Below are 20,419 nucleotides of genomic sequence, written 5' to 3' on the forward strand. Positions count from 1 at the left end.
TACGGAAGGCTGTCAATTGACCGACGGCGCGCCCTTGCCGCCGCGGCGCGCGCTTCGCTATCGTGACCGGTATGAAGCTGAGTGAAGAAAAGGGCGACGGCAGCTTCCGCATTCGAGGTTACGATGCGGGCCGGATCGTTGTAAACGAGACCGGTTACGAGCACAGCCTCGTGCTGGCACCCGAGCACCTGGACACGGACTGGCCGCCGCAGCGCTTCGACGACCTTCGTCGTGAGCACCTGGACGTCGTCCTTGAACTCGACCCGGAGGTTATCCTGCTCGGCACCGGCGGGCACCAGCGTTTCCCGGGCCGCGATCTCATGCTCTGCGTTCTCGAGCGCGGCATCGGTTTCGAGGTGATGGACACCGCCGCGGCCTGCCGCACCTACAACATCCTCATGGCCGAAGGGCGGCGGGTCGCCGCCGCCCTCCTCATCGACTGACTCCGGGGCCGCCCCCGGCGGCACCGGCTATCCGAATACCGTGTCCTGGGAAAAGCCGGCGCGTTCCATGACGTCCCGCAGCTTGCGCAGGGCGTCGATCTGGATCTGCCGGACCCGCTCACGGGTGACGCCGATCTCGTTACCCACCTCTTCCAGCGTGGCCTTCTCGTGGCCGCGCAGCCCGAAGCGCCGCATCACCACCGCCCGCTGCTTCTCCGAGAGCTGCTCCAGCCAGGCGTCAAGATGTGCCAGCACGTCGCTGTCCTCCAGCGCGGAGAACGGATCCGGGTTGGTATCGTCCGGGATCGCGTCGAGCAGCACCCTGTCCGCCTCCCGGCCGATGGGCACGTCCACGGAGGTCACACCCTCGTTGAGCCCCATCATGCGGCGAACGTCCTCCACCGGCCGGTCCATCGCCTCGGCGATCTCCTCGATGGTGGGCTCGTGGTCGAGCTTGTGGACGAGCTGGCGGGCAGTGCGGAGGTACTGGTTGATTTCCTTGATGACATGGATCGGCAGGCGGATCGTGCGGGTCTGGTTCATGATCGCCCGTTCGATGGTCTGGCGTATCCACCACGTGGCGTAGGTGGAGAAGCGGAACCCCCGTTCCGGGTCGAATTTCTCCACAGCACGGATCAGCCCGAGGTTGCCCTCCTCGATCAGGTCGAGGAAGGCGAGGCCGCGGTTCATGTAGCGCCGGGCGATCTTCACCACCAGGCGCAGGTTGCTCTCGATCATGCGCCGCCGCGACGCCTCGCAGCCGCGCTGGGCGCGACGCGCGTAATAGACCTCCTCGTCAGCGGTGAGCAGCGGCGAGAATCCGATCTCGTTGAGGTAGAGCTGGGTAGCGTCGACGGTGTGCTCGTGCCCCTCTCCGCGCCGGCTGCGCGATGGGGCGGGTTCTTCGGTAGCGCTCTCCCCGTCGTCGGCGATGCCTCCGGCAGCAGCCGGGGCAGCGGCGGGTTCCTCGAGCAGCAGCTCGTCCTCCTCAATACCGCCTACCGGGACTACGGCCTCGGGTTCAACCCTAAGAGCCTGCTTACTGGCCATGTTGCTCCTCCATGCCCGCCGGTACCGACACGCCGGCACCGGACATCTAGGGAACCGGTCGTTCCACGGGAAAACGGGCTTATCGTTATATGGGTCCCAATATATGCCTGCTCGGGAGGCGAAGCAACGGGGCGTGGGCGGGATTCGGAGCCGCCTTAGCGGGACGGGAGATATTTCAACGGATTCACCGGGTTACCGTTTCTCCTCAACTCGAAATGTATCCCGGTATGACCTTTCGGCGTCCGGCCGGCGTGCGCGAGCGGCGTCCCTGCGTCGACACGCGTGCCCTCGGTGACGAGCAGCTCCCGGTTGTAGGCGTAGGCAGTGAGGTAGGATTCATTGTGCTTGACGATGACGAGCCGTCCGTAACCACGCAGGCCGCTGCCACTGTAGACCACACGCCCCGAGGCGGCGGCACGGACGGTATCGTCGCCGCCGGTGCCGATCGTGATCCCGTGCTTGCCGCTGCCGCCCGCGCTGTAGCCCTCCAGCACCTTTCCTTTCAGCGGCCAGCGCCAGTCGCCCGGTGGCTTCGTTTCCGGCGCGGGGCTGCTGCTGCGGGTACCCGCACTGCGTGTGCTCCGGGAGGAGCTGCCGGAACCCGTCGAGGTGGCCGCCGAACGGCTGCCTCCGGACGACGGACGCAACGTCAGGCGCTGCCCCGGGTAGATGGTGTACGGCGCCCCGATGTGGTTCCAGCGGGCCACCTTCTTGTAGCTGAGCCCGTAACGCCAGGCGATGCGGTAAAGGGTGTCGCCGCGCTGGACGCGGTAGGTCGCCGGTGGATCGCCGGCGGAGCCGGCCGGCGGCAGCCGTGAGCGGCCGTAATCGAACTCGGCGCAGCCCGCGAGCACGAGTGCAAGCATCATCACCAGAGCCGGCGCGGCCAGCCGGATCACAGCCGGACGACGACCACCGCCAGGACGATCAGCGCCACGCTCGCCCAGCCGATCCGGTCGACATAGCGGCGCAGCCAGGGCTCCACGCGGGGACCGCCCCAGGCAACCACCGCCGCCACCAGCACGAAGCGCGCGCCACGCCCCACCGCGGAGGCGAGCACGAAGGGCGCGAGGGCCAGTGACATGGCACCCGCGGCGATGGTGAACACCTTGTAGGGGATGGGCGAGAAGCCTGCGGCGAGCACCACCCAGAACCCCCATGCCGCGAACCACGTCCGTGCGGTCTGGTAGGCGGACCAGTAGCCGAGGTCGTGGATCAACGGCTCGACGACCTGCAGTGCAAACGCACCGATGGCGTAACCGGCGAGTCCGCCCACCACCGAAGCGAGCGTGGTCACAACGGCGAGCCGCCACCACCGCTGCGGGCGCGCCAGCACCATCGGTGCCAGCATCACATCCGGCGGGATCGGAAAGAAGGACGACTCGGCAAAGCTCAGCGCCGCCAGCAGCCAGGCGGCGTGGCGGTGGGCGGCCCAGGCGAGCGTCCGGTCGTACAGCCACGAGAACACCCGCGTCACGCCAGGCCTGCCTGCATCGGCACGAAGCTCACGTCCGAGAGCCGCCGCACGGACACGCCCTCCCCGTCACGCTCGTAGACACACAACGATTGCCCGCCGGATTCGCCGATTGGCGCGACCAGGCGCCCGCCGGGGGCGAGCTGTTCGAGCAGGGTCTCCGGCAGATGGGATGGCGCCGCGGTCAGGAGGATGGCATCGAACGGCGCCTCACTGGGCCAGCCGGCGTAGCCGTCGCCGAGGCGCTGACGGACGTTGTGCACGCTGAGCTCGCGCAGATGGGCGTTGGCCTTGCCGTAGAGTGCCCGGATCCGTTCGATGGTGAACACCCGCGGCACCAGCGCGGCCAGGACGGCGGTCTGGTAGCCGCAGCCCGTGCCGATCTCGAGCACCGAGCGCGGCTGGGCACCGCTCGCGATCAGGGCCTCGGTCATGCGGGCCACGACGAACGGCTGGGAGATGGTCTGGCCGTGGCCGATGGGCAGCGCGGTGTCCTCGTAGGCTCGGCTGGCCAGGGCTTCGTCGACGAACAGGTGGCGCGGGATGTGACGCATGACGTTGAGTACCCGGGGGTCGCCGATACCGGCGTCGCCGAGGCGGCGCACCAACCGCTCGCGGGTACGTTGGGAGGTCATGCCGATGCCGCGGCGAAGCTGATCCGGGGTCATGACAGCCCCCCGAGCCAGCCGGCGATCTGTTCCAGTGCCGAGTATCGCGTGAGGTCGACCTGCAGCGGTGTGATCGACACGTAGCCACGGCGGACGGCGTCGAAGTCGGTTCCCGCGCCCACGTCCTCGGCATCCCCCGGCGGGCCGATCCAGTAGATGGGCCGGCCGCGGGGGTCGGTATCGCGGACCACGGGCTCGGCGCGGTGACGTTGGCCGAGCCGCGTCGCCTCGAAACCGGCGATGCGCTCCAGCGGCAGGTCGGGTACGTTGACGTTCAGGATCGTGTCCGCCGGCAGCGGGTCGCGGCGCAGCTGCTCGAGCAGTCTCTCGGCCACGGCAGCCGCCGTGTCGTAGTGGGTCGGCTCGTTGCCGGCGAGGGAGACGGCCACCGCGGGCAGCCCGAGGTGCCGGCCCTCCATCGCCGCCGCCACGGTGCCGCTGTAGAGGACGTCATCGCCGAGGTTCGCACCGGCGTTGATCCCGGAGACCACCATGTCCGGCTCCGGGTCGATCAACCCGGTCACCGCGAGGTGAACGCAGTCCGTCGGGGTCCCCTCGACCCGGAACACCCCCTCGCGGACCGGCCAGACCCGTACCGGCGTATCCAGTGTCAGGGAGTTCGAAGCGCCGCTGCGGTCGCGCTCGGGGGCGACGACCACCACTTCCGCATGCCGATCGAGCGCCGCGGCAAGGGCCCTCAGTCCCGGTGCGCGGTAGCCGTCGTCGTTGCTGACCAGAATGCGCATGCGCCTCCCCAGTGCCCGTCACAATGACGGCCAGTATACCGTGACTGCGAGCCGCATCCAGCAGTAGCGGTGCGTATGCGCAGACAGGTAGCATGTCGTCGAGGCCGCCACCGGCGCACACCGGCGTCAGCCCAGAGGGAACGATGAGCGAGCATGATCGGGACAGCGACCCCACCCTCTTTCGCGAGGCCATGCGTGACGTCCGCCCCCTGAAGGACGACGGCCGGCACGACGCCGCGGCACCGCGTCCGCGGCCGGTCCCCCGCCAGCGCCTCGCGGACAACAGCCGGGTGATGGCGGAGCTGCTGCGCCCGCCGCAGGACGACACCGACCTCGGTCCGGAGCGCGGTGAGGCGCTGAGCTACCTCCGCGACGACATCGACCGCCGGGTGCTGCGCCGCCTGCGACGCGGACGCTTCGTGATTCAGGCCGAGCTCGACCTCCACGGGATGGTCGCCGCGGACGCCGTCGGCGCGCTGCGGGATTTCCTCCAGGAATGCCGGGAGCGGGACGTGCGCTGCGTGCGCATCATCCACGGCAAGGGCCGGCGCTCCGGCAACGACGGCCCGGTGCTCAAGGGCAAGGTCGACCGCTGGCTGCGCCAGCGTGACGACGTCCTCGCCTTCTGCTCGGCGCGCCGCGTGGACGGCGGCACCGGCGCGGTCTACGCGCTGCTCGGCGACTGACTCAGCTCAGGTATTCGGCGCCACCGAAGTACGGTCGCAGGACCTCCGGCAGGCGCACGCGGCCGTCCGCCTCCTGGTAGTTCTCCAGTACCGCGATCAGGCAGCGCCCGACAGCAAGACCCGAGCCGTTGAGCGTATGCACGGGCTCCGGCCGGCCGGTCTCCGGGTTGCGCCAGCGCGCCTGCATCCGCCGGGCCTGGAAGGCCTCGGTGTTGCTGCACGAGGAGATCTCCCGGTAGGCCTGCTGTCCCGGCAGCCACACCTCCAGGTCATAGGTCTTGGCCGCGGCGAAGCCCATGTCGCCGGTGCACAGCGTGACCACGCGATACGCGAGCCCGAGGTCTCGCAGGACGCGTTCGGCGTGGCCGGTGAGCTCCTCCAGCGCCTCGTACGAGCGCTCCGGATGGCTGATGTGCACCAGCTCCACCTTCTCGAACTGGTGCTGGCGGATCATGCCGCGGGTGTCCTTGCCGTAGGAGCCGGCTTCCGAGCGGAAGCACGGGGTCTGTGCCACCATGCGCAGCGGGAGCGCGTCCGCCTCGATGATCTGCTGGCCCGCGAGGTTGGTCACCGGGACCTCGGCGGTGGGGATAAGGTACAGGGGGTGGTCGCCGGATACGGCGAACAGGTCCTCCTCGAACTTGGGCAGCTGGCCGGTGCCCTCCAGGGTCTGCGGGGCCACGAGATACGGGACGTAGACCTCCTCGTAGCCGTGCTCGCGGGTGTGCACGTCGAGCATGTAGCCGGCGAGCGCCCGGTGCAGCCGGGCCACCGGCCCGCGCAGGACCACGAAACGCGATGCCGCGATACGCGCCGCCGCCTCGAAGTCCATGCCGTTGGCGAGCGCGCCCAGGGCGACGTGGTCCCGGGGCGTGAAATCGAACGCCGCCGGCTCGCCCCAGTGGCGCAGGGGCACGTTGTCCGACTCGTCGTCGCCGTCGGGCACGTCGGGATGCGGCAGGTTAGGGAGCCCCAGATGGATCTCGTGGAGCTCGCGCTGAACCGCCGCCAGGCCCTCCTCCGCCTCGCTCACCCGGTCAGACAGTGCCGAGACCTCGTCGAGCAGCGGCTGGATGTCCTCGCCGGCGGCCTTCGCCTGGCCGATGGCCTTGGAGCGGGTCTTGCGCTCGTTCTGCAGCTCCTGGGTGCGCACCTGCAGCGTGCGGCGCTCCTCCTCCAGGGCCTGGTAGCGCTTCGTATCCAGCTCGTAGCCCCGGCGGCGGAGCTGGGCCGCCACGCCGTCGAGGTCGCCCCGCAGGGTCTTTACATCCAGCATAGGTCTGTCCGTGTCTCCGGTTCTCTACAACACTCGGCGCGGGCCACGCCCGGGCCGCGCCGGGGTGAGCTCGCGCCCGGGCCGGCCAGGGTGGCGGCGGGCGCGCGACATCGCAGCACGGGATTGTAACCGCCCCGGAGCGTCGGCGCGAAGCGGCCGCCGCCCCGCCCGCGCGAACGATCGCGATGACAGGTAGAATCGGCGTTTCCGCAAAGGTGCGGGACGGACCGTCCCGGCCGGGACGATGTGAGGCAGAGTCATCGCGCCGGGTCGGCGGCGCGGAACGAGGCGTTGATGGATCTTTTCGAGAGCAGCGCCGGCGGCGAACACGAGCCGCTGGCCCATCGCATGCGCCCCCGGGATCTCGGGGATTTCGCCGGACAGCCGCACCTCGTCGGCGAGGGCAAGCCGCTGCGGCGTATGGTCGACTCGGGCGTGATCCGCTCGATGATCCTCTGGGGGCCGCCCGGCACCGGCAAGACGACGCTTGCGGAGGTGCTCGCCACCGCCTCCGGGGCACGCTTCGAGCGGCTGTCCGCGGTGATGGCCGGTGTCCGCGAGATCCGCGCCGCGGTGGACCGTGCCCGTGCCGCCAGCGGTGAGGCGACCGTGCTGTTCCTCGACGAGATCCACCGCCTGAACAAGAGCCAGCAGGACGCGCTGCTCCCCCACGTGGAGTCCGGGCTGCTGACCCTGATCGGGGCGACCACCGAGAACCCCTCCTTCGAGGTCAACTCCGCCCTGCTCTCCCGGGCCCGGGTGTACGTCCTCAAGGCCCTGGACGAGGACGCGCTGGTTACGGTCATGGAGCGCGCCCTGGCCGACACGGAGCGGGGCCTGGGAAAGCGTGGCATCCGTGCCGACAGCGACGCACTGCATACCATAGCCCGCGCTGCCGGCGGCGACGCGCGCCGGGCCCTGGGACTGCTGGAGACCGCGACCGACTTCACCACCCGGGACGACGGCGACGAGCGCCTCACCATGGACGCCCTGGAGGACGTGCTTGGCCACCAGGGCACGGTCATGGACCGCCAGGGCGATGCCTATTACGACCTGCTCTCGGCGGTGCACAAGTCCATCCGCTCGTCGCGCCCGGATGCCGCCCTGCTCTACATCGCGCGCTTCGTCGACGGCGGCGGCGATCCCCTGGACGTCGCCCGGCGGCTTGCCGCCATCGCCTCCGAGGACGTGGGCAATACCGACCCCCGAGCCCTGCCCCTGGTCATTAGCGCCTGGGATGCCTATCTCCGCCTGGGTGACTACGAGGGTCAGCGCGCCCTGGCCCACGCCGCGATCCACCTCGCGGTCGCGCCCAAGAGCAACGCCATAGACCGGGCGTGGAAGTCGGCGCAGGCGTATGTACGTGCCCATCCGGACCTGGAGGTGCCGCTGTACCTGCGCAACGCGCCGACGAGGCTCATGGAGGGGCTCGGCTACGGCAAGGGCTACCGCTACGCGCACAGCGAGCCAAATGGTTATCCCGCCGGCGGGGATCACGACTGCTGGCCGGAGGCGCTGACCCCGGAGCCGTTCTTCGAGCCCACGGACCACGGTCAGGAACGCCGCTTCCGCGAGCTCATGGAATGGCGTCGCCAGCTCGACGGGCAGGCGGACAGCGGCGACCGGTCCTAGGCCGGCGAAGAGGGCCGGTTCCGCCGCCCCCGGAACCGGCATGACGCGTGACTGACTAGCCGCCCTGGCCCGCCTCGTACTCCGGCGGCGCGATCAGGTCCGAGCCCTCGGGCACCTCCGTGGCGAAGACGTCCTCCGGAAGGGTGACGTTGCGCTCCAGTGCCGACAGCTCCAGGCGGACCGTCTGGCCCAGCCCGTCCTCCAGCCGCAGGACGCCTGGGACGCCGTCGTTCATGCGCAGGCGCACGCGCTGCACGCTCCACCGGTCGTTGCGTGGTTGCAGGCGGATCCAGCCGTCGTCGCCGACGCTCATGTCGAACTGCTCGCGCAGGTCATTGAAGCTGCCGCTCAGCAGCAGCGCCGGACCCACGCCAAGGACGTCGCCCACCGGGCGCACGGTCACCTGGCGCAGATCACGGTCGTTCACCCACAGCCACTCGCCCGTGGCGACGATGCGCTGGGCGTACGGCGTCTCGTAGACCCAGTCGAACTCGCCGGGGCGGCGCAGGGCGAAGTGGCCGGTGGCGCGTTCGACCACGGCGCCCGACTCGTCCCGGGTGGTCTGCACGAATGCCCCACGGAGGGTGTTCACGGACTCGAAATAGGACTGCAGCGCGTCCAGCGGTGCCGCCGCGGCGGTGCCGGTAACGACGGCCAGCGCGAGCGCGAGGGCGTGGATGCATCGCTTCACGGGTGGTACTCCCCTGGGTCGGTGCGTTCAGTCGGCAGGGGGCGGCGGCGAGGCGAGGACCTCGCGGCCGCCGTTGGACTGCAGCGGCCCCACGATACCGGCGCTCTCCATCTCCTCGACCAGCCGGGCGGCACGGTTGTAGCCGATCTTGAGCCGCCGCTGCACGCCGGAGATGGAGGCCTTGCGGGTCTCCGTCACCACTCGCACGGCCTCATCGTAGAGCGGGTCGCTGTCCTCGCCGCCGCCGTCGGAGGACAGTCCCGGGATGCTCGCGGAATCGCTGCCGGGTTCCTCCAGGATCTCCTCGACATAGTCGGGGCTGCCGCTGCGCTTGAGGTGTTCGGCGACCCGGTGGACCTCCGCGTCGGAGACGAACGCGCCGTGCACACGCTCCGGCATGCCGCGGCTGCTCGGGCCGAGATAGAGCATGTCGCCCTGGCCGAGCAGCGACTCCGCGCCCATCTGGTCCAGGATGGTGCGCGAGTCCACCCGGGAGGAGACCTGGAAGGCCATGCGCGTGGGGATGTTCGCCTTGATCAGGCCGGTGATCACGTCCACGGACGGCCGCTGGGTGGCGAGGATGAGATGGATGCCGGCGGCGCGCGCCTTCTGCGCCAGCCGGGCGATGAGCTCCTCCACCTTCTTGCCGACCATCATCATCATGTCGGCGAACTCGTCCACCACCACGACGACATAGGGCATGGGCTCGAGCCGCGGTGCCTCGGGGACCGCGTCCGGGTCGCCCGCGTCCGAGGCGGGCATCTCCGGTGGTGTCCACAGCGGGTCGGCGAGGGGTTCGCCGCGGTCGGCGGCCTCGCGGATCTTGCGGTTGCAGCCGGAGATATTGCGCACGCCAAGGGCGGCCATGAGCCGGTAGCGGCGCTCCATCTCGCCGACGCACCAACGCAGGGCGTTGGCGGCCTCCTTCATGTCCGTCACCACCGGCGAGAGCAGGTGGGGGATGTCGTCATAGACCGAGAGTTCCAGCATCTTCGGGTCGATCATGATCAGGCGCACGGCCTCCGGGGTATTCCGGTAGACCAGGCTGAGGATCATCGCGTTCACGCCGACGGACTTGCCGGAACCGGTGGTGCCCGCCACCAGCAGATGCGGCATCTTGCCGAGATCGACGGTCACCGGGGCGCCGCCAATATCCTTGCCGATCGCCAGCGTCAGGGGCGCATGGGCGCGGGAGAAGGTATCCGACTGAATGATCTCGGAGAACGCGATCACCTGGCGGTGCTCGTTGGGGATCTCCAGCCCCACCACGGACTTGCCGGGGATCACCTCGACGACGCGCACGGAGGTTACCGACAGCGCCCGTGCCAGGTCCTTGGACAGGTTGGAGATCTGGCTGACCTTCACGCCCGCCGCCGGCTGGAGCTCGAAGCGCGTGATCACCGGGCCCGGGTGGACCGCGACCACCTCGACCTTCACGCCGAAGTCCGCGAGCTTCGTCTCGACCAGCTCGGACATCGTCCTGAGCGCCTCCTCGCCGTAACCGGCCTGCTCCGCCGGCGGCGGGTCGAGGAGATCGGTGCCCGGCAGCTCGCCCGGACCCACGTCCTCGAGCAGCCGCAGCTGGTCCCGGGTGCTCGCCGGGCGCTGTGAGGACGCCGGCGCCGGCTCGACCTGCGGCTCCTTTGCCACCTTCTTCGGCTTGTCCCTGCCACGGCTCTTCGGCCTCGCCTTCTCCGCCGGCGGCGGCGCGGGCGATTCCACCACCTTGGGCCGGCGGGCCCGTTCGGCACGCCGCTGACGCGCCGACTCGGCCCCCCGGTTGATCGCCTGGCGCACCGCCCGGGTCAGCGCAAACACGAACCGGCCAATCCGCTCGGCAAGCCGTATCCAGGACACACCCGTGCAGACGGTGAACCCGGCGGCGAAGGCGGCCATTGCCAGCAGGGTGGCACCGGTGAAACTGAACGCCTGCTCCAGCGCCCGCGCCGTGACCACGCCGAGGATGCCGCCGGAGCTGAGCGGCACGGTCCCCGGAACCGGCGCCACGTGGAGCGTCGCCACTGCGGTGCCGGCGACGAGGGTGACGACGAAGCCGGCAAGCCGCAGCCCGAAGACACCCCAGTGCATCGCACCGTGGAGACGCTGCCACTGCCAGACCAGCGCCGCGCCGAAGGCGATCATCGCCGGGATGAGGTAGGCCAGGTAGCCGAGCAGGAACAGGCTCAGGTCGGCAAAGAACGCCCCCACGCGGCCGCCGGCGTTATGGACGTCGGCGACCAGGGTGGTATAGCTCCAGCCTGGGTCCCTCGGGTCATAGGTGACCAGCGAGAGCAGCAGGAAGCCGGCGACGGCGAGCAGCAGCAGCAGGGCTGCCTCCCGCAGGCCGCGGCTGATATGTTGCCCCCATGGCAGGGCGGCGTTTTCGGTGGACTGTGCCTTGGCCACTACGTCGGCCCCATGCGTTCACAAACAGTCAGAAGTTTAGCGCGTAAGCGCCTATCATTGCGAGAAAATGATCAATGGATGAAGCGGTGCCAGAAGGCCCCGGCCCGGATACGTCCCTGACCCTGGAGCTCGTCGACGACATTCGCCGTGTCCCCGCGGCGGCGTGGAACGCCCTCGAGGGTAGCGGCAATCCGTTTCTCCGCCACGAGTTCCTCGCGACACTGGAGGCATACGACGCCGTCGGCGAGACGGTCGGCTGGCTGCCCCACCACCTCGTCCTCCGCGACCACCACGGGGATATCGTCGCCGCCGCGCCGGCCTATCTCAAGACCCATTCCTGGGGCGAGTTCGTGTTCGACTTCGCCTGGGCCGACGCCTACGCCCGGCACGGGCTCGATTACTATCCGAAACTGGTGGTTGCAGTGCCGTGGACGCCCGCCACCGGACCGCGGCTGCTGCTGTCGCCCGGCGGGGACGCCGGGCGCCTGTCGCGGGCACTGTTCGACGGCGCCCGGGAGTGGGCCGGCCGCAGCGGTGTGTCCTCCGTGCACTGGCTCTTCCTCACCGCCGTGGAGGCCGACCGTGCCGAGGCGGCGGGGTATGCGCACCGGCTGGGCTGTCAGTTCCACTGGCACAACAACGGTTACGGGGATTTCGACGACTTCCTGGCCGCGCTGACGTCCAAGCGGCGCAAGAACATCCGCCGCGAGCGACGGCTCGTGGCAGACGCAGGGCTGCGGATGCGCACCGTCCACGGCGACGAGGCGGACGCCGATCTCTGGCGTGCGATGCACCGGTTTTACTGTAACACCTTTCATGAACGCGGAAACGTGCCGGTACTCAGCGAGGCCTGCATGGCGGCGCTCGGGCGATCACTGGGGCGGCGGGTGGTGCTGTTCGTCGCCGAGCGCAACGACCGTCCGATCGCGGCGGCGATGTGCCTGCGTGACGGCGAGACCCTGTACGGCCGCTACTGGGGGTGCGACGAGGTGGTCGATGCCCTGCACTTCGAGACCTGCTATTACCAGGGTATCGACTACTGCATACGCGAGGGGCTGCGGTGTTTCGAGCCGGGCGCGCAGGGCGAGCACAAGGTGCCGCGCGGGTTCATGCCGACGCTGACCCACTCTGTACATCACCTGCATGAACCCGCATTCCGGCGGGCGGTCTCGGAATTCCTCGGCCGTGAGCGGCCCGCCGTGAAGGCCTACGCCGAGGAGCTTACACTGTCGGGACCGTATAGGCAGAGCGACTGAACGACGACGATGACGCAGGTTCCATGGATCGCACCCGGTGACAACGAGACACCGTTCCCGGACCCGGAGACGTTTGCGCTCGAAGAGCCGAACGGACTGCTCGCGATCGGTGGCTCGCTGACGCCGTCACGGCTGATCGAGGCCTACGCAGCGGGGATATTCCCGTGGTTCTCCGAGGACCAGCCGGTGCTGTGGTGGAGCCCCGACCCCCGCGCGGTCATTCCGCCGCACGCCATCCACGTCGGGCGCAGCCTGCGCAAGCGCCTGCGCCATTCCGGTCTGTCCGTGACCCTGGACCGGGCGTTCGAGGCCGTGATCCGGGCCTGCGCGGCACCGCGTGCCGATGAGGCCGGCACCTGGATCACACCGGCGATGGCCGATGCCTACACGGCCCTGCACCGGATGGGCATCGCCCACTCCGCAGAGGTCTGGGACGATGGGCGCCTCGTCGGCGGGCTCTATGGCGTCTCCCTGGGCGCGGCCTTCTTCGGCGAGTCCATGTTCAGCCTGGTCGCCGACGCGAGCAAGATCGCCCTTGCCCGGCTGGCCGGGCAGCTTGACGAGTGGGGTTTCGGGCTGATCGACTGCCAGCTCCCGACCCCACACCTGGAGCGCCTCGGTGCCCAGGCCTGGCCGCGGCCGCGCTTCCTGCGTGCGCTGCGCGAGACCCAGCAACGCGCACAGCGGCACGGTCCATGGGCCTTCGGGACAATTTCACCGCTGGAGGGGGCATCGCAGCCATGACCGAGGGTGCGCCCCGCCGTCTGGCCGCGTACCTCACCGGCGAGGAGCCGTGTCCCTACCTCCCGGACCGGCAGGCCCGGACGGCCTTCCTCGACCCGGAGGCAGCAATGTCCCCGGCGCTCTACGGACAGCTCCTCGCCATGGGGCTGCGCCGCAGCGGCGCCTACGTCTATCGGCCGCTGTGCCCCGGCTGCAGCGCCTGCGAGAGCCTGCGCATCCCCGTGGCGGCGTTCCGGCCGCGCCGACGCCAGCGACGCGCGCGCCGGGCTGCCGCCGGCTGGCGTGTCGAGGTCTCGCCGGCGCATTACGACCCCGCGCACTACGCCCTCTTCCGGCGCTACATCGACAGCCGCCACCCGGAGGGCGGGATGGCCGACACCGACGAGGCGGCCTACCGGCGTTTCCTGTTCGCGGACTGGTGTGACACGGAGCTGATCGAGCTCCACGATGGCGATCACCGCGTGGCCGTGGCCGTCACCGACCGGGTGCCGGACGCACTGTCCGCGGTGTATACCTTCTTCAATCCCGCCTACTCGTTTGCGAGCCCTGGCACGGTGGCGATCCTGCTCCAGCTCGAGCGGGCCGCCGCCCTCGGGCTGGATTGGCTGTACCTCGGCTACTGGATCGCGCAGGCACCGACCATGCGTTACAAGAGCGAGTTTACGCCCCATGAGCGTTTCGAGCCGGATGGGCAGTGGTACCGTATCGAGGCCAATGGCCGCCGCCGACTCGCGCCGAGTGAGCCGGTAACGCGATAAACACTTGGAGGGTAGGCCCCGGATTCGCTAGCATTAGGGGTTTAGATCAGCTCCGATGGCGCACGTCCGCCCGGGGCGTTGTCGGGCAACAAGAGTAGAGGCTGAATGGCGAAAGAAGACAACATCCGGATGAACGGCACGGTAATCGACGTGCTCCCGAACACCATGTTCCGCGTCGAACTGGAGAACGGTCATCAGGTTACCGCGCATATCTCCGGTAAGATGCGAAAACACTACATCCGGATCCTGCGCGGCGACAAGGTAACGGTGGAACTCACCCCCTACGACCTCAACAAGGGACGTATCGTCTACCGCGCCCGCTGACCCGCCTCTCGCCGATCACCGCGGTCGCCGCCGGACAGGCTCCGGCGGCGACACCCTGTAAGGCGACTCCCCGTCGCCTGATTACTCCTCGACCACCGCCTCGCTGATCTCGAAGAGCAGCTCGTCGGTACCCTCGTCTGCGTCGATGGCGACGTGGCCACCGTTGGTGAGCCGGCCGAAGAGCAGCTCGTCCGCCAGCGGCCGCTTGATCCGGTCCTGGATGAGGCGGGCCATCGGCCGCGCGCCCATCTTCGGATCGTAGCCCTGGGTCGCAAGCCATCGCCGCCCGTTGTCGGTAACGTCCACGGTGACCTTCTTCTCCGCGAGCTGGTGACGCAGCTCCCGGATGAACTTCTCCGCCACCTGCTCGACCACAGCCGGGGCCAGCGGGTTGAACTGGATCATCGCGTCCAGGCGGTTGCGGAACTCCGGCGTGAATGTCCGGCGGATCGCCTCCACGCCGTCGCTGGCATGATCCTGCGTGGTAAACCCGATGGATCGACGGCTCTGCTCCTCGGCCCCGGCGTTGGTGGTCATCACCAGGATCACGTTGCGGAAATCGGCATGACGGCCGTTGTTATCCGTGAGCGTACCGTGGTCCATGACCTGCAGCAGGAGGTTGAATACGTCCGGATGGGCCTTCTCGATCTCATCGAGGAGCACCACCGCGTGGGGGTGCTTGATCACCTCCTCGGTGAGCAGCCCGCCCTGGTCGAAGCCGACGTAGCCCGGGGGGGCACCGATCAGCCGCGAGACCGCGTGACGCTCCATGTACTCCGACATGTCGAAGCGCACCATGTGGATACCCATCTGCTCGGCGAGCTGGCGGGTGACCTCGGTCTTGCCCACGCCCGTCGGACCGGCGAAGAGGAACGAGCCCACCGGCTTGCCGGTGTCCCGCAGCCCGGCGCGTGAGGTCTTGATCGTCGCCGCCAGGGTATCGATGGCCTCGTCCTGGCCGTAGATATTGCGCTTGAGGTCCCGCTCCAGGTGCTCGAGCATCCGCATGTCGGAGTTCGAGACCCGCTTCGGGGGGATTCGGGCGATCTTGGCGATGATCGTCTCCACATCCGACGCTCCCACCGTCTTCTTGCGCCGCGACGGCGGCAGCAGCCGCAGGTTCGCGCCCGCCTCGTCGATTACGTCGATGGCCTTGTCCGGCAGACGCCGGTCGGTGATGTAGCGTGCGGACAGCTCCGCCGCCGCCTCCAGGGCCGGCTGGGTGTACTTCACCCCGTGGTGTGACTCGAAGCGGTCCTTGAGTCCGCGCAGGATCTGCACCGTCTCCTGGACCGTCGGCTCGGATACGTCGATCTTCTGGAAACGCCGGGCCAGGGCCCGGTCCTTCTCGAAGATGCTGCGGTACTCCTGATAGGTGGTCGAGCCAATGCACTTGAGCTCGCCGCTGGCGAGCATCGGCTTGATCAGGTTGGAGGCGTCCATCACGCCCCCGGAGGCCGCACCGGCACCAATGATGGTGTGGATCTCGTCGATGAACAGGATCGCGTGCTGCTCCTTGTGCAGCTGCGCGAGCAGCCCCTTGAGGCGTTTCTCGAAGTCACCGCGATACTTGGTACCCGCCACCAGGGCGCCGAGGTCCAGGGCATAGATCTTGGCGTCCTCGAGCACGCTGGGCACGTCGCCCTCGACGATAAGACGCGCCAGGCCCTCCGCTATCGCGGTCTTGCCGACACCCGCCTCGCCCACGAACAGCGGGTTGTTCTTGCGCCGCCGGCACAGCACCTGAATCGTGCGCTCGATCTCGTGACGCCGCCCGATCAGCGGGTCGATCTTGCCGCGGCGGGCACGGGCGTTGAGGTCGGTGGCGAAGCTCTCGAGCGGGGTCTTCTGGGACGATTCCTGCACGGTCTCCTCTTCGTCCTCCTTCGGCGAATCCGGCTCGCCGGCACCCTCCTCGCCCGGCACCTTGGAGATACCGTGGGCAATGTAGTTCACGGCGTCGAGCCGCGAGATGTTCTGCTTGTGCAGCAGATAGAGGGCCTGGGACTCCTGCTCGCTGAAGATCGCCACGAGCACGTTCGCCCCGGTGACCTCCTTGCGCCCGGAGGACTGCACGTGAAGGATCGCGCGCTGGAGTACGCGCTGGAAGCCCAGCGTCGGCTGGGTCTCGCGGGTATCCTCCGGCGGCAGCAGCGGCGTGGTCTCGTCCAGGAAGGCCTCCAGCTCGTCGCGGAGCTGGTCGAGATCGGCACCACAGGCCCGCAGCACCTCGAGCGCCGCCGGGTTGTCCGTCAGTGCCAGCAGCAGGTGCTCCACCGTAAGGAATTCGTGCCGCTTGTCCCTCGCCTCCTTGAAGGCGAGGTTCAGGGTAAACTCAAGTTCTTTGCTCAACATGCGCCCTCACCCGATTGCCCTCGTGCCAGGGCCTGGCTTTGCCGTGGCGAAAAAGCCGGTACTCGATCGGTTGGACCGGGCACTCGGCACGCGGTTCCCATTCAGGCCGGTTCCATGGTGCACATCAATGGGTGTTCGTGGGTCCGGGCATAGTCCATTACCTGCTCGACCTTGGTCTCCGCGATATCCCGACTGTACACCCCACAGATGCCTTTGCCCCGTGTATGTACGTGTAGCATGACCTGCGTGGCCTGACTGCGATCCATGCGGAAGAACGTCTGCAGCACCTCGACCACGAAGTCCATGGGGGTGTAGTCGTCGTTGAGGAGCACGACCCGGTAGAGGGGCGGCCGCTTGAGCTTCGGGCGCGCCTCCTCGACCGAGACGTCTCCTTCCTTGCGCGGATCGTTCGGCTCACTCATCGATATTCATGCCTGCCTTTCTGGTCGAGTGATATGGGCCCTGAGGGTCGATTTTAAAAGGTCCCGGCGGGGTAACCAACGCCGACGCAAGCCGCAGGTAGGCGCTGAGCCTATATTAACGCGATCAATGGGCGCGGCTGTCCCCGGCCGCCATGCACCTCGCAATGGCGCGACGGGCATTGGTCATACGATAACAGGGACGAAAAAAAGCCCGGTGCCTGACCGGCACCGGGCCCCGTTCGGGCAGCTCGCCGCCGCGGTCTACTTCGCCGCGGTCTTGAACTGCTCCTCCTCGGTCGATCCGGTCATGGCCGTCACGGAGGAGGTGCCGCCCTGGATCACCTGGGTGACCAGGTCGAAGTAGCCGGCACCCACCTCGCGCTGGTGGCGCGTGGCGGTGTAGCCGTCCTTCTCGGAGGCGAACTCCGCCTCCTGGAGCTCCGAATAGGCCTCCATCTGACGCTCCTTGTAGCCCTTGGCAAGGGTGAACATGGAGTAGTTCAGGCTGTGGAAGCCGGCCAGCGTGATGAACTGGAACTTGTAGCCCATCGCCGCGAGCTCGTTCTGGTACTTGCGGATGGTCGCCTCGTCGAGGTTGCCCCGCCAGTTGAACGACGGCGAGCAGTTGTACGCCAGCAGCTGGTCCGGGTACTCCTTGCGGATCGCCTCGGCGAAACGCTTGGCGAAGCCGAGGTCCGGCTTGCCGGTCTCGCACCAGATCAGGTCGGCGTACGGGGCGTACGCGAGACCGCGGGCGATCGCCTGTTCCTCGCCGGCGCGGGTGCGATAGAAGCCCTCCGCGGTACGCTCACCGGTGATGTAGGCGTGGTCGCGCTCATCGATGTCGGAGGTGATCAGGTCCGCCGCCAGGGCGTCGGTGCGGGCCACCACCAGGGTCGGCACGCCCATCACGTCCGCCGCGAAACGCGCGGCCACCAGCTTCTGCTCGGCCTCCTGGGTCGGCACGAGCACCTTCCCGCCCATGTGGCCGCACTTCTTGACCGCCGCGAGCTGGTCCTCGAAGTGCACACCGGCGGCGCCCGCGCGGATCATGCTCTTCATCAGCTCGAAGGCGTTGAGCACGCCGCCGAAGCCGGCCTCCGCGTCCGCCACGATCGGCGCGAGCCAGTCGACACTGTCATCGCCCTCGGCGGTGGTGATCTGGTCGGCGCGCAGCAGCGCGTTGTTGATCCGCTGCACCACGGACGGCACGGAGTTCACCGGGTACAGGGACTGGTCGGGGTACATGGTCTCGCCGAGGTTGGCGTCCGCCGCCACCTGCCAGCCGGAGAGGTAGATCGCCTTGAGACCGGCCTTGACCTGCTGCATGGCCTGGTTGCCGGTCATCGCACCCAGCGCGTTGACGTAGTCGTCGTCCTGCTGGATCAGGTTCCAGAGCTTCTCCGAACCCAGGCGGGCCAGGGTATGCTCGATCTGCACGGAGCCGCGCAGTCGCACCACGTCTTCGGCGCTGTACGGACGGGTAATGCCCTTCCAGCGCGGATTCTCCGCCCACTCGCGCTCGAGTTCGCGGATCGCAGTCTGTTTGTCACTCATCTGTCTTCGCCTCCCGTTGACGGGGCCTTCGCAGGCCCCTGCAAGTACAGGTCGTCAGCTTCGTGTCTCCGGGGGATACGGCGTCCTGACCGGCGTCTGGCCGGTACGATCTGGCCATGGGACGCTTTAGACTGTGCGCCTCTCATCGATCGACACGGACGCCTCCCGAAGACGGACGGCCCTGCCGCCCGCGCCGGATCCCGGCCCGGGCGACTCTCCACCTGGGGCCATGTCGGCACGCCACAGTGTGGTCGTGCCTCAAGCCCGTCGGCCCCTGGTGGCACCGGCATCCCGCGCCTCAATCTTTAGCCCCACGGCCCGGGATGCTGATCTGGAGCATAATGCCGCGACGCAACATTTGACAACCCTATTTCAACAATATTCAATATTGGAAATTCCAATCATTATGCTCGCGAGGTATCAACGTGGCGGATGAGCCGGACAGCATCGGGCGCATCTATTACAAGCACAACCGCATCAAGCAGCTACGCGCGTTCTGCTTTGCCGCCCAGTCCGGCAGTATCTCCAAGGCGGCGGAACGGCTGTTTCTCAGCCAGCCCTCGGTATCGCTGCAGATCCAGGCGCTGGAGCGGGAGCTCGCGATAACCCTGTTCGAGCGCCGTGGCCCACGGATACGGCTGACGCCGGACGGAGAGACGCTCTACGAGCTCGCACAGCCGCTGGTGGAGGGCGTCGACGCCCTGCCCGAGCGTTTCGCCGCACGCAGCCAGAGCCTGCACGCCGGACGGCTCGACATCGCCGCCGGCGAGAGCACCACGCTCTATATCCTCCCGGACCTGATCCGGCGGTTCATGGCGCAGTACCCCGAGGTCCACGTCAAGCTCCACAACCTCCAGGGCCGGGAGCTCTGCCAGGCCATCCGCCAGGACGAGGTGGACTTCGCCGTGGGCTCCATGCTCGACCTCCCGGACGACATCAATTACCGCGCGGTCTACTCCTACGGCCTGTCGCTGATCACGCCGCTGGATCACCCCCTCGCCCAGAAGTCGGTCATCAGCCTCGAGGACCTGGCGGACGGCGAGCTGATCGTCCCCCCCAGGCAGCTGACGACCTGGCGACTGATCAACCTGGTGTTCCAACAGCACAGCGTGCCCTATCACGTCCGCCTGGAGGTCGGCGGCTGGGAGATCATCAAGCGCTACGTGGAGCTCGGCTTCGGTATCGCCATCGCGAGCAATATCTGCCTCACCGGCGAGGAGGCCATCGCCGTACGCCCGCTGCCGGACATCTTTCCCCGCCGCACCTACGGCGTGATGACGCGCCGGGGCAAGTTCCTCTCGGCCCAGGCGCGGCGCTTCATCGAGCTGATGAAACCGGACTTCTTCGCCGGCGAGAGCGCGCTGCGCGCGAACCCCGCCCCCGCGGTCAGCGAGAACGTTTTCGTCTCCGCGGACGACCTGGAGGCGCCGCCCCACAATGACTGAACGCTGGCATCCCCACGTCACCGTGGCCGCCGTCATCGCCGACGGCGACCGTTTCCTGTTCGTCGAGGAGTCCGTGGACGGCAGCATGCGGCTGAACCAGCCCGCCGGCCACCTCGAGCCCGGAGAAGGTCTGGTCGATGCCGTGCGCCGTGAGACCCTGGAGGAGACCGCCCGGGTCATCGAGCCTACGGGCATCGTCGGCATCTACCGCTGGCGCCACCCGGAGCGGGACCGGACCTTTCTGCGCACGACGTTCGCCGCCCGGGTCGTCAGTCACGATCGCGATCGGGCCCTCGACCCGGACATCCACCGCACGGTGTGGCTCACCGCCGGCGAGGTTACCGCGGCACGTGAGCGCTGGCGCAGCCCCATGGTCGGCCGCTGTGTCGAGGATTACCTGCGCGGCGCGCTCCACCCCCTGGAACTCCTCAGCGACCTGGCATAGGTGCCGGCCGGCGCCCGGGGCGGTGGTCAGCGGCAGTGCCG

20 protein-coding genes are annotated in these 20,419 nt (G+C 68.5%); 9 read left to right on the forward strand and 11 right to left on the reverse strand.

Annotated elements, in window-relative coordinates:
• Positions 1-71: 71 nt before the first annotated feature.
• Positions 72-443: an Mth938-like domain-containing protein gene (locus ACEZHJ_RS14470; protein ID WP_163139195.1), complete on the forward strand. Its 372-nt coding sequence runs from the start codon at positions 72-74 to the stop codon at positions 441-443.
• Positions 444-470: 27 nt separating this feature from the next.
• Here ACEZHJ_RS14470 and rpoS read toward each other — a convergent pair whose 3' ends face one another.
• From rpoS to surE, 5 genes are all read right to left on the reverse strand, one after another.
• The gene (gene rpoS / locus ACEZHJ_RS14475; RefSeq protein ID WP_018716862.1) at positions 471-1,493 is read right to left on the reverse strand and encodes an RNA polymerase sigma factor RpoS; all 1,023 of its coding nucleotides are present in this window, start codon (positions 1,491-1,493) and stop codon (positions 471-473) included.
• Positions 1,494-1,648: 155 nt separating this feature from the next.
• The gene (locus ACEZHJ_RS14480) at positions 1,649-2,392 is read right to left on the reverse strand and encodes a peptidoglycan DD-metalloendopeptidase family protein (protein ID WP_018716863.1); all 744 of its coding nucleotides are present in this window, start codon (positions 2,390-2,392) and stop codon (positions 1,649-1,651) included.
• Entirely contained in the window at positions 2,389-2,970 is a 582-nt protein-coding gene (locus tag ACEZHJ_RS14485; protein ID WP_018716864.1) for a YqaA family protein, read from the reverse strand. The genes ACEZHJ_RS14480 and ACEZHJ_RS14485 overlap by 4 nt, the downstream gene beginning before the upstream one ends.
• On the reverse strand, positions 2,967-3,635 hold the full coding sequence (locus ACEZHJ_RS14490; RefSeq protein WP_018716865.1) for a protein-L-isoaspartate(D-aspartate) O-methyltransferase: 669 nt from the start codon (positions 3,633-3,635) through the stop codon (positions 2,967-2,969). The genes ACEZHJ_RS14485 and ACEZHJ_RS14490 overlap by 4 nt, the downstream gene beginning before the upstream one ends.
• Complete coding sequence (surE, locus tag ACEZHJ_RS14495) at positions 3,632-4,381, reverse strand: 5'/3'-nucleotidase SurE (RefSeq protein ID WP_018716866.1); 750 nt, start codon at positions 4,379-4,381, stop codon at positions 3,632-3,634. Before surE ends, ACEZHJ_RS14490 begins: the two co-directional genes overlap by 4 nt.
• A gap of 143 nt (positions 4,382-4,524) precedes the next feature.
• On the opposite strand from surE, the gene ACEZHJ_RS14500 reads away from it, so the two are divergent.
• Entirely contained in the window at positions 4,525-5,067 is a 543-nt protein-coding gene (locus ACEZHJ_RS14500; protein ID WP_018716867.1) for a Smr/MutS family protein, read from the forward strand.
• A gap of 1 nt (position 5,068) precedes the next feature.
• On the opposite strand, the gene serS is transcribed toward ACEZHJ_RS14500, so the two are convergent.
• Positions 5,069-6,343 (reverse strand): serine--tRNA ligase, encoded by a 1,275-nt coding sequence (gene serS / locus ACEZHJ_RS14505; protein ID WP_259200364.1) that lies wholly within the window; start codon positions 6,341-6,343, stop codon positions 5,069-5,071.
• Between the two features lie 294 nt (positions 6,344-6,637).
• Between serS and ACEZHJ_RS14510 the strand changes: the two genes are divergently transcribed.
• Complete coding sequence (locus ACEZHJ_RS14510; protein WP_375036648.1) at positions 6,638-7,975, forward strand: replication-associated recombination protein A; 1,338 nt, start codon at positions 6,638-6,640, stop codon at positions 7,973-7,975.
• 55 nt (positions 7,976-8,030) lie between these two features.
• Here ACEZHJ_RS14510 and lolA read toward each other — a convergent pair whose 3' ends face one another.
• Entirely contained in the window at positions 8,031-8,666 is a 636-nt protein-coding gene (lolA, locus tag ACEZHJ_RS14515) for an outer membrane lipoprotein chaperone LolA (protein WP_163139200.1), read from the reverse strand.
• A gap of 27 nt (positions 8,667-8,693) precedes the next feature.
• Positions 8,694-11,072 (reverse strand): DNA translocase FtsK, encoded by a 2,379-nt coding sequence (locus ACEZHJ_RS14520; RefSeq protein WP_163139201.1) that lies wholly within the window; start codon positions 11,070-11,072, stop codon positions 8,694-8,696.
• A 74-nt stretch (positions 11,073-11,146) separates the two neighbouring features.
• On the opposite strand from ACEZHJ_RS14520, the gene ACEZHJ_RS14525 reads away from it, so the two are divergent.
• The 4 genes from ACEZHJ_RS14525 (at position 11,147) to infA (ending at position 14,154) form a co-directional block, all read left to right on the forward strand.
• Positions 11,147-12,328 (forward strand): GNAT family N-acetyltransferase, encoded by a 1,182-nt coding sequence (locus ACEZHJ_RS14525; protein WP_375036649.1) that lies wholly within the window; start codon positions 11,147-11,149, stop codon positions 12,326-12,328.
• A 9-nt stretch (positions 12,329-12,337) separates the two neighbouring features.
• The gene (aat, locus tag ACEZHJ_RS14530; protein ID WP_018716873.1) at positions 12,338-13,072 is read left to right on the forward strand and encodes a leucyl/phenylalanyl-tRNA--protein transferase; all 735 of its coding nucleotides are present in this window, start codon (positions 12,338-12,340) and stop codon (positions 13,070-13,072) included.
• Complete coding sequence (locus ACEZHJ_RS14535; RefSeq protein ID WP_018716874.1) at positions 13,069-13,830, forward strand: arginyltransferase; 762 nt, start codon at positions 13,069-13,071, stop codon at positions 13,828-13,830. The genes aat and ACEZHJ_RS14535 overlap by 4 nt, the downstream gene beginning before the upstream one ends.
• Before the next feature lie 105 nt (positions 13,831-13,935).
• Entirely contained in the window at positions 13,936-14,154 is a 219-nt protein-coding gene (gene infA / locus ACEZHJ_RS14540) for a translation initiation factor IF-1 (RefSeq protein ID WP_026320895.1), read from the forward strand.
• Positions 14,155-14,235: 81 nt separating this feature from the next.
• Here infA and clpA read toward each other — a convergent pair whose 3' ends face one another.
• The 3 genes from clpA to aceA form a co-directional block, all read right to left on the reverse strand.
• Positions 14,236-16,509, reverse strand: a complete 2,274-nt coding sequence (gene clpA / locus ACEZHJ_RS14545; RefSeq protein ID WP_018716876.1) for an ATP-dependent Clp protease ATP-binding subunit ClpA — start codon at positions 16,507-16,509, stop codon at positions 14,236-14,238.
• A 101-nt stretch (positions 16,510-16,610) separates the two neighbouring features.
• A complete protein-coding gene (gene clpS / locus ACEZHJ_RS14550; RefSeq protein ID WP_018716877.1) occupies positions 16,611-16,931 on the reverse strand; it encodes an ATP-dependent Clp protease adapter ClpS in 321 nt (106 codons plus the stop codon).
• A 261-nt stretch (positions 16,932-17,192) separates the two neighbouring features.
• Positions 17,193-18,488: an isocitrate lyase gene (gene aceA, locus ACEZHJ_RS14555; RefSeq protein ID WP_018716878.1), complete on the reverse strand. Its 1,296-nt coding sequence runs from the start codon at positions 18,486-18,488 to the stop codon at positions 17,193-17,195.
• 425 nt (positions 18,489-18,913) lie between these two features.
• Here aceA and ACEZHJ_RS14560 point away from each other — a divergent pair, with 425 nt between their 5' ends.
• A complete protein-coding gene (locus ACEZHJ_RS14560; protein WP_018716879.1) occupies positions 18,914-19,933 on the forward strand; it encodes a LysR family transcriptional regulator in 1,020 nt (339 codons plus the stop codon).
• Positions 19,926-20,378, forward strand: a complete 453-nt coding sequence (locus ACEZHJ_RS14565; protein WP_018716880.1) for an NUDIX hydrolase — start codon at positions 19,926-19,928, stop codon at positions 20,376-20,378. Before ACEZHJ_RS14560 ends, ACEZHJ_RS14565 begins: the two co-directional genes overlap by 8 nt.
• Positions 20,379-20,419: the final 41 nt, after the last annotated feature.

Origin of the sequence: Arhodomonas sp. KWT2, from assembly GCF_041949875.1 — a bacterium.
Lineage (GTDB): Bacteria > Pseudomonadota > Gammaproteobacteria > Nitrococcales > Nitrococcaceae > Arhodomonas > Arhodomonas aquaeolei.